Annotated in this window: 8 protein-coding genes; all 8 read left to right on the top strand. The window is 35.9% G+C overall.

The annotated features are described in order from the left end of the window. The first annotated feature begins 578 nt into the window (after positions 1-578). The 8 genes from ACP6PK_RS24650 to ACP6PK_RS24615 all read left to right on the top strand — a co-directional run bounded on the left by ACP6PK_RS24650 (position 579) and on the right by ACP6PK_RS24615 (position 9,506). Positions 579-1,310, top strand: coding sequence for a 15,16-dihydrobiliverdin:ferredoxin oxidoreductase (locus tag ACP6PK_RS24650; RefSeq protein ID WP_094674207.1), 732 nt, complete (start codon positions 579-581; stop codon positions 1,308-1,310). A gap of 551 nt (positions 1,311-1,861) precedes the next feature. Then, positions 1,862-2,632: a phycoerythrobilin:ferredoxin oxidoreductase gene (locus ACP6PK_RS24645; protein ID WP_426563510.1), complete on the top strand. Its 771-nt coding sequence runs from the start codon at positions 1,862-1,864 to the stop codon at positions 2,630-2,632. 281 nt (positions 2,633-2,913) lie between these two features. Beyond that, positions 2,914-3,432 (top strand): phycocyanin subunit beta, encoded by a 519-nt coding sequence (locus tag ACP6PK_RS24640; protein ID WP_426563508.1) that lies wholly within the window; start codon positions 2,914-2,916, stop codon positions 3,430-3,432. Positions 3,433-3,537: 105 nt separating this feature from the next. After that, entirely contained in the window at positions 3,538-4,026 is a 489-nt protein-coding gene (cpcA, locus tag ACP6PK_RS24635) for a phycocyanin subunit alpha (protein WP_094674201.1), read from the top strand. A gap of 326 nt (positions 4,027-4,352) precedes the next feature. Beyond that, positions 4,353-5,318: a HEAT repeat domain-containing protein gene (locus tag ACP6PK_RS24630; protein WP_426563506.1), complete on the top strand. Its 966-nt coding sequence runs from the start codon at positions 4,353-4,355 to the stop codon at positions 5,316-5,318. 311 nt (positions 5,319-5,629) lie between these two features. Beyond that, positions 5,630-6,289, top strand: a complete 660-nt coding sequence (locus ACP6PK_RS24625; protein ID WP_426563504.1) for a HEAT repeat domain-containing protein — start codon at positions 5,630-5,632, stop codon at positions 6,287-6,289. Positions 6,290-6,691: 402 nt separating this feature from the next. Beyond that, positions 6,692-7,279, top strand: coding sequence for a chromophore lyase CpcT/CpeT (locus tag ACP6PK_RS24620; RefSeq protein ID WP_426563502.1), 588 nt, complete (start codon positions 6,692-6,694; stop codon positions 7,277-7,279). Between the two features lie 355 nt (positions 7,280-7,634). Beyond that, positions 7,635-9,506 carry an alpha-amylase family glycosyl hydrolase gene (locus ACP6PK_RS24615; RefSeq protein ID WP_426563500.1) on the top strand — a complete coding sequence of 624 codons (1,872 nt, stop codon included), beginning with the start codon at positions 7,635-7,637 and terminating at the stop codon, positions 9,504-9,506. Positions 9,507-9,563: the final 57 nt, after the last annotated feature.

Here is a 9,563-nt window from a genome sequence, read left to right as displayed (position 1 = left end):
TCAGGTAATTCTGATTAGTCAAACGACAAAATAAAAACTCAAATCAAAAATTTTTCTATGAGATAAAATGCTGCTAGTCATGGTTGAATGAAAAAGACAAATCTATACAACCTATACAACTATATTGTTTGCTTTGGTAAAAACTACCATCAGAAATAAATGACAAAAGCTCAGGTAATTCTGATTAGTCAAACGACAAAATAAAAACTCAAATCAAAAATTTTTTCCTGAGCAAAAATCATCCCAGTTTAGTTATTGAATAAGAAACAAACTAAAATAAATAGGGAGTAAGTTTAGTCAGTCAATAGGTAAGCATCAGCTCTTCCTACAGAATGCTTACATTTTCTCAAGCAAAAATGTTAGAAGAAAAGCAGAAAAATTAACACTCAAACTTATTGCCCATTTCCTATTTATCATATTTCAACAAAAGACTTTATTCAGCAAACTCTACTGATTGACTTTGAAATTTTGACTTTTGACTTTATGAAGGATTGTTGCTTTGTTTCTAAGAAATGAGACTCAGGTTATGGCCATCTATTATTGTCGGAAACGAATTAATAATATGACTATAAGTATCGATGTATAGACCATTTCTTGAACATTTAGAAAAAGAGTTATTTAGTAAATTTGACCTACGCAGCCGACCAATTCCTGCTGGTTTAGAAGCTAACGTTAGTAATAGAGGCAAAAATCAAGCCACTATTCAAAGTTGGTGTTACGAGTGTACGGAACTGAGAAAAATACGTTATACCTACATTGATGCAGGAGCAGCAGCTCAAGTATTTAATAGTGTAATTTATCCTAGTTACCACTACGATATCCCTCTTTTAGGAATTGACTTATTATCTTTCGGCAAAAATAAAATTATCGTAGTATTAGACATTCAACCTTTATTTCAAGAAGAATCGTACTTGAATAAGTATATAGAACCGATGCGATCGCTACGAGAGAAATATAATGATTTTGCTCAAAACTTAGAAATGAAGTTTTACGATGCTAATCAATATTTTTCTAAATATTTATTATTTGCCAAGACAGATGTAGAAACAGTACAAACTACTTTCTTCCGAGCTTATCAAGATTACATTCGTTTCTATTGGCAAATGTTAGAGCAAGCAGAAATTATTGAGACAGAAGCAGAGATTCAAAAGATAGTAAAAGCCCAAAAAGATTACGATCAATATAGTGCTGAACGAGACCCAGCTTCAGGATTATTTAGTAGTTATTTTGGTCATGAATGGTCAGAAAAATTTCTTTACGAATTCTTATTTGAAGATGCTGTTCCATTAGCAGTTCCTACTACAGCTTGATGACTTTGTTAACTATTAACTTAAGAATTTAACTCACACCTCTCCAAAAAATTCAGAGGGGTGTGAACTGATTTTTATTGATGTAATTCCTGAAAAATGATGTAAGCATTCAGCCGTCATTTATGAGCTATCAACAATTAGTTATTAACTCATTGTCTTGGGAGGAGGAATTAGTCTTCAGGGAGAATTAAACTTACGAATAAAAAGGTCATAAGCTAACCTTAGTAGTTGCTTCGTTCTTTCAAAAGCAGCAGATATGACTGCTAATAGATGAATTTTGATAAGTAGCTAGGCAAAATTAATTACCTAATTTTATTCCAGAATCACAGGGAATATATACTTTTCAGCTTTAAAGTATGTGTAATTAATTCTGCATAACTACTTAATAGCAATCAGTTGTGAGAATTTGACTATTCCTGAAAAGTCTAGAATATAGCGGTTATCTTAATAGATAAGATTAAGTTTTTTCTTTCTTTCCTGTTCCCTATTCCCTGTTCCCTACTCCCTAAAAATCTACAATCTCTGACAATTAAAATAAGATTCTATATGTAATGACACCTACTAAAAATATTGTGAATTTGTATCAACCTTTTCTAGATTATGCTTTAACTCAACTAAAGCAAGAACTAGAACTACAACCTTACTCTATCCCCTATGGATTTGAACATAAAGTTGCTATGACTGGCAAAGGCAAAAAAGAACAAGAAGTCGAGACAACCAGTTATGCCTACTGTAGTCCCAAACTCCGACAAATTAGAGCAGCTCATGTCCAAGGTGGCAGTGCCCTGCAAGTATTAAATTTTGTTATATTCCCTCACCTTAATTATGACTTGCCCTTTTTTGGGGCAGACCTTGTTACCTTGCCAGGGGGACATTTAATCGCCCTAGATATGCAGCCCTTATTTAGGGATGACCCTAACTATCAAAAAAAGTATACTCAGCCCATAATGGAGACTTTCCAAGAACATCAGAAATATTTACCTTGGGGAGGTGATTTTCCAGAAGAAGCAATCCCATTCTTTTCTCCAGCCTTTCTCTGGACTCGTCCAGAGAAAACCGAGTTAGTTGAGACAAGAGTTTTCGAGGCATTCAAACATTACCTGCAAGCTTATTTAATTTTTGTAAAGCAAGCAGAACCCATTACTAATCCAGAAAAATTAGCAGAAATTAAGGAAGCCCAACTGCGATATTTAAGGTATCGAGCCGAGAAAGATCCAGCAAGGGGTATGTTTACGAGGTTTTATGGCCCAGAATGGACAGAAGAATACATTCATGGCTTTCTATTTGACCTAGAAAGGAAATTGGCCTTGAATCCTGCCTAAGTTTCCAGCTTCAGAAAAGTTTGTTAATAATTTGTAATAAACAAAAACACAACAGCATTGTATAAAGAATATCTGAAGGGTTTAAAAGATAGGGGAAAATCAAAAAGACCACTGATTAATGAAGTTGAAAGGCTTCTCATAAAAAGTGTCAGATTTTCTCAGGATTATGAAAAAGTCCTAGTCTTACTTTTCCAGGCATGGACACTTAGCCTGAAAAACTAAAAAAATACCCATAGCATCGAAAAGCAACTAAAAAAAAAGCGAATTAGGAGAATTTATCAATGTTTGATGCTTTCACAAAAGTAGTTTCCCAGGCAGACGCCAGAGGTGATTTTGTTACTGCTAGCCAAATTGACGCTTTAAGCGCAATGGTTGCAGATAGCAACAAGCGTTTAGACGCAGTTAACCGTATTACTAGCAACGCTTCAGTTATTGTTGCTAATGCAGCTCGTTCCTTATTCGCAGAGCAGCCTCAGTTAATTGCTCCTGGTGGAAATGCTTATACAAGCCGTCGTATGGCTGCTTGTTTGCGTGACATGGAAATCATTCTACGTTATGTAAGTTATGCTATTTTCTCTGGTGATGCAAGTGTACTAGATGACCGTTGTCTCAATGGTCTCCGTGAAACATACTTAGCTCTAGGAACTCCTGGTACTTCTGTAGCAGTAGGTGTGCAAAAAATGAAAGATGCAGCTATTGCTATTGCTAACGATCCTAATGGTATTACTCCTGGAGATTGCGCCTCTCTAATTGCTGAGATTGGTGGATATTTCGACCGCGCTGCTGCTGCAGTTGCTTAAAAAAACTGTAAAAAACTTTTTTGTAAGGATGCACCTTAGCATCTCTACAGCTTTTAAAATTGTACCAAAAATTGTACTCACAATCATAAGGGAAGTACCTCAAACATGAAAACTCCTCTAACTGAAGCAGTAACTGCTGCTGATTCTCAAGGCCGCTTTCTAACTAATACAGAAATCAATGCTGCTTTTGGTCGTTTCGGCCGTGCTGCTGCTTGCTTAGACGCTGCTAAAGCTCTTACTGAGAAATCTCAAACCTTGATTGATGGAGCTGCTCAAGCAGTTTACAACAAGTATCCCTACACTACTACAACTCAAGGACCTAACTTTGCTTCTACTCCAGTAGGAAAAGCAAAGTGTTCCCGTGACATTGGTTACTATCTCCGAATGGTGACATATTGTCTAATTGCTGGTGGTACAGGTCCTATGGATGAGATACTCATCGCAGGAATTGATGAAATTAACAAGACTTTCGAGTTGTCTCCTAGCTGGTACATTGAAGCTCTAAAGTATATCAAAGCTAACCATGGTATTACTGGTCAGCCTGCAACTGAAGCTAACAACTATATTGATTACGCTATTAACGCTCTTAGCTAATAGTTGGCACAGTAACTAGGTGGTGAATGTGAAATTAAGATTCACTAAGTTAACTACCGTGAGCTAATATTCAACGTAGCCCGGACAGGTATATAGGTACTGGCCTATGGTTAGTATTTGTTAATCTTTCCGGGCATCGTTATTTCAGTTAACAGTTATAGCGCTACGCGCTAGGGAATAGGGAATAGGGAATAGGGAACAGGAAACAGCAGACTGTCAAAGGGTTTGAGGATTGAAAAATGTCCTAACTTTAATCAGTAGCTATCTATCAGTATTTTTTTGTTTTTATTTTAAGACGGAAGTAAGAAGACCTTATACAGATAAAAATGGAGCAGCAACATTTGGAATTATCATCAGAACAAGTATCAGAAAATGGCGAGTCTCTAACTGTAGAAGAGGCGATCGCTAACCTAAACCATGAAGAGTTAGGTAAGCGATATTATGCTGCTTGGTGGTTAGGGAGGTTTAGAGTTAATACTCCTGATGCTATTGAGGGTTTACTTGCTGCACTGAAAGATGAGTCTGACCGTACCGAAGACGGTGGATATCCTTTGAGACGAAATGCTGCTCGCGCCCTTGGTAAGTTAGAAGATAAAAAAGCTGTACCTGCTTTAATAGAATGCTTAGAATGTTCTGACTATTATGTAAGGGAAGCAGCAATAGAAGCCTTGGGAATGTTAGGAGACTCTAGTTGTATTCCTGCCTTAATCAAACTTTTAGATGGAGGTGTCGAAACTGCAGTTTTGGTTCCTGGTAAACCTCATTTAATTCAACCCTACGAAGATATTATCGAAGCCTTGGGAACACTTCAAGCTCAAGAAGCAATTTCTCTAATTAAGCCTTTTATAGAACATCCAGCAGAAAAAGTACAATATGCTGCTGCTAGGTCTCTGTATCAACTTACAGGAGAGGCCGTATATGGAGAATATTTGACTAAAGCATTAGAGGGTGATAATTTACAGTTACGACGCTCTGCACTATTAGATTTAGCAGCCATCGGTTATTTACCAGCAGCGAAGGCAATATCAGAAACCTTAGCCGAAAATAGTATGAAATTAATTGCTCTAAAAGGACTTTTAGAACATCACCTCACGATAAATTCAAAAGTTAAAAGCGGTGCGACCCCGCGTCGGCGTAAGACGCAAACGCCAGTTCTTTCAAGTCGGGAGACCCGCCCAACGGACTGGCTTGGGAATGCGCACCAAGAGAGTCAAAAGTCAAAAGTAGAATCTCAACTATTACTATCAGAAGAGGCTAAACAAGTAATGAATTTAATGGATTCACTTTTATAAAACATTCATTTATATATCTTGTGCTGAATAGTAACTACAAAAATATTTTTTTAGCAGCAATTTAAGTCTAATTAATTAAACTTCTCCAAAAATGAAAAATAAAATTAATTATTATTTATAAACTATAAATTACTTTTTCCTGTTCTTTCTTCCCTGTTCCCTATTTTCTGGAGATATCTATTGGGTATAATAAAAATGTTATCCTGTCTGTAAAAAATCAATATCCTAACTTTCCTCCTATTTACTAATAACTGTTATACTATTTCTCTAATTTTTACTACTCCCTACTCCCTACTCCCTAATCCCTAAGAATGAACAATCAAGCCTCAACAATAGACAATCAACTCATCCGAGCAGTTGAAGAAGCAGACTCTTCTCAAGGCTTAATAGATGCAGTTAAAGATTTAGCAGCAGCTCACATAGAAGAAGCTATCCCAATATTAATTAAGGTCTTGGGCTATAATAACCCAGGTGCAGCAGTAGCAGCAGTTGATGGATTAGTCGAAATAGGAGAACCTGCGGTACTTCCAGTCTTAGAAACACTTGATGGTTATAACTATGGTGCTAGAGCTTGGGCAATAAGAGCATTAGCAGGTATTGGAGACCCTCGTGGATTAGAAATATTATTAGATAGTGCAGCAAATGACTTTTCTTTTAGTGTACGACGAGGTGCAGCTAGAGGTTTAGGTTTTATTGATTGGGAAAAGTTATCAGAAGCAGAAGTTTCAGATGCTCAACAACGTGTTTTTCAAATCCTAGTGCAAGTATCTCAAGACCCAGAATGGGTAGTGCGTTATGCTGCTGTTGTAGGTTTGCAAGGTTTAGGAAAAGTAGTGAAAGTTAGTGGTAAAGACTGGTTTAAAGATATTTTGAGTCATATTCATCAAATTAGTGATACAGAGACAACTTTAGCAGTTAGAGCTAGGGCCGAATTTGCTATTGAAGATTTGTATCGAAACAAGAGAGAGTAGGGGAGTAGGGGAGTAGGAGAGTAGGGGAGTAGGGGAGCAGGTAGGGACCTTGCATACAACGTCCGTACAAAGTAGAAATTGGGCAAACAGGGAATAGAAAACAAGAAAAACAACTGTACCTCATTAGCTTGAGAGATGCTATATAATACCAAGCGTGAAAAAAGAATCTTACGAATAATAAGTGTGATTAAAAGATTTTACCGAAAAATTAAGGTTTAAAGCCTCTCCTTTCAAGGAGAAAAAAACAAAAAAATTCCTTTTAACCAATCCTATCTGTTTTAAGAAGAGGTAATTATTAATTATTGAAAAAAGATGTCCCTTTGATAAAAAAGATAATTCCCAACCTAAAAAACGATATTGAAGCCATTCATTCTGACTCCTAATAATTTACTGATAACTGAAATGACTCACTCAACAGATATTACTACCTTGGCGCGTTGGTTCGCTGCTGACTTCAGTAACCAACCACAAGCTTTTGAGAACCCACCCTTCTTCGCCCACATTCGGGTTTGTATGCGTCCACTTCCATATCAATTACTTGATGGACTTAGCCTTTATCTAGAGCAAGCTTACGATATTACTCTCAATCAACCATATCGAGTGAGAATTTTAAAATTAGTTCCTTCAGAAGACTATATAGATATTGAGAATTATGCCATTGAAGAAGAAAAAGAATTTTATGGAGCTTCCCGTGAACCCCAACGTTTAGAAAATCTCAAAACTGAACAGATTAAAAAACTGCCTGGTTGCACCTTTATTACTAAATGGACAGGTAATAGTTTTAGAGGTGAGGTAGAACCAGGAAAAGCTTGTACTGTTGTTCGTAACGGAAAAACTACCTATCTAAACAGTCATTTTGAGATAGATGAACATAAATTTATTAGCCATGACACAGGATGTGACCCGGAAACTGATAAACAAGTCTGGGGAGCGATCGCTGGACCTTTTGAGTTTGTTCGTTGGGCTAGTTTTGCCGATGAAGTTGTATAAGTACCGAAGTCAGGAGTCAGATGTAGGAGGAAATGGTCATTTTAGTTATCGGTCATCAGTTATCAGTATCTCTAAATTACATCTCTCAACAATTATAACTTATACATCAGACCACATATATAGTGTTCATAACTATAACGTTATAGTTTTTGAACGCTATATATATTATAATTGTTTTAGTCTTGACAATAATTAATCTATTATATAGCAATCTGTGCAGAGGTTGTAATATTTTATCTAATAGGGTTTGGTTTCCAAATCCTATTTTTGTTTGGTTTGAGAGATTAAACCCCTTTAGTTTTTTTCACAAATCATTTAGGATTGGTACATCATTTTAACTGGAGAAAAGTCAAGAATGCCAACAAATTCTACAAGTCAAACATCTAGTAGTGAATCTAATATTAATAGTGATTTTGAATTTCTATTTACTCGTTCGATAGAGTTTCGCCAAGAAACTATTTACTTTATTATAGTAGACCGTTTTTTTGATGGCGACCCTACTAATAATGAAGGTCCTAACCCTAAATTATACGACCCTAATAAAGAAAAATGGGGTTTATATTGGGGTGGAGATTTACAAGGAATAATAGATAAACTTGACTATCTCAAAAAAATGGGAGTTACTGCTATTTGGATGACTCCTTTATTTGAACAAATCGAGGAAGAACTATTTGAAATGGCTCCAATTCATGGGTACTGGGCGAAAGATTTTAAACGCTTAAATCCTCGTTTAGTAGACAAAAATGATGAAATTTATTTAGTAAAAAATCAAGAGACTGTTTTTGATAAGTTAGTAGCAGCAGCTCATAATTTAGGCATAAAAATTATTCTAGATATTGTCTGTAATCACAGTAGTCCAGATGCAGGGGGAAAGAAAGGTCAACTGTTTGATGATGGGGTTCTAATTGCTGATTTTCATAATGATGTTAATGACTGGTATCATCATTATGGTGAGGTAGAAGATTGGGATGATAAATGGCAAGTTGAAAATAAAGAATTGGGAGGATTAGCAGATTTTAATGAGAATAATCCTGAGTATAGAGAATATATAAAATCAGCAATTAAATTATGGTTAGATAGAGGAGTTGATGCCCTAAGAATCGATACTATTAAACATATGCCATTATGGTTTTGGCAAGAATTTTATGCTGATATTAAAAGCCATAAACCATCAGTATTTATTTTTGGGGAATGGATTTTTAGCGGACCTTACGATCCTCCATCATTGGAATTTGCTAATAAGTCTGGAATGTCAATGTTAGACTTTGGTTTTTGTGTTGCTATTAGACGCGCTCTGGGAAAATGTGAACCGGGAGGATTTCATATTATTCAAGAATTACTCGACCAAGATAATGTTTATGATACTGCCAGTGAGCTAGTGACTTTTGTTGATAATCACGATATGCCGAGATTTCAAAATTTGAATCCAGACCCAGGAATTTTGAGATTAGCTATTAATTTAATTATGACTTCTCGTGGTATTCCCTGTATTTATTATGGTAGTGAGCAATATCTTTATAATGATACTGATGGTGGAGAAGAACCTTATAATCGCCCGATGATGGAAAAATGGGATACAGATACACCTATTTATCGGGATATTCAATTATTATCAAAAGTACGTCGAATTAATCCTGCTATTTCTCTGGGTAGTCAGTGGGAAAGATATGTGAGTGAGGATGTTTATTGTTATGTGCGAAGGTATAGAGATTATCGTTGTTTTGTTGCAATTAATCGCGGTAATCCAATAACAATTGATAGGGTAGAAACTGATTTGGAAGATGGAGAATATATTTGTATTTTAACGAAGAGGTTTTTTGAGGTAAAAGATGGCGCTCTACATAATTTAGAACTGGGTGTACAAGATATGATTGTGATTAATTATTTGGGTAATCGTGTTAAGGGTAAAGTTATTGTTCGAGCGCAGTTAAATGGTATTTCAACTAATCATGGTGAGGTAGTAGTAGTCACGGGAGATTGCCCAGAGTTGGGAAATTGGGATATTAGTAAGGCTTACCAGTTAGAGTATATTAATTCTAATACTTGGTTTAATGAAATTCCTTTTAATGAAAGTGCTGGAAAAGTTATTGCTTATAAGTATGCAATTGTTTATCGAGATGAACAGGGAAATGAAACCCAAATTCCGAGGCGAGAAAATTTGGTTTCTCGACAATGGTTGTTAGCTGAAGAGGGAAATGTGAAGTGGCAAGATAATTGGGCTTATTAAATAAGGAAGAAGGAAGAAGGAAGAAGGAAGAAGGAAGAAGGAAGAAGGAAGAAGGAA

Source organism: Dapis hubbardiae BLCC-M172, assembly GCF_050016015.1.
In the GTDB taxonomy this organism is placed as follows: Bacteria; Cyanobacteriota; Cyanobacteriia; order Cyanobacteriales; family Microcoleaceae; genus Trichodesmium.
The sequence above is the reverse complement of the archived record's forward strand: the minus strand, read 5'-3'. Positions and strand labels throughout refer to the sequence as shown.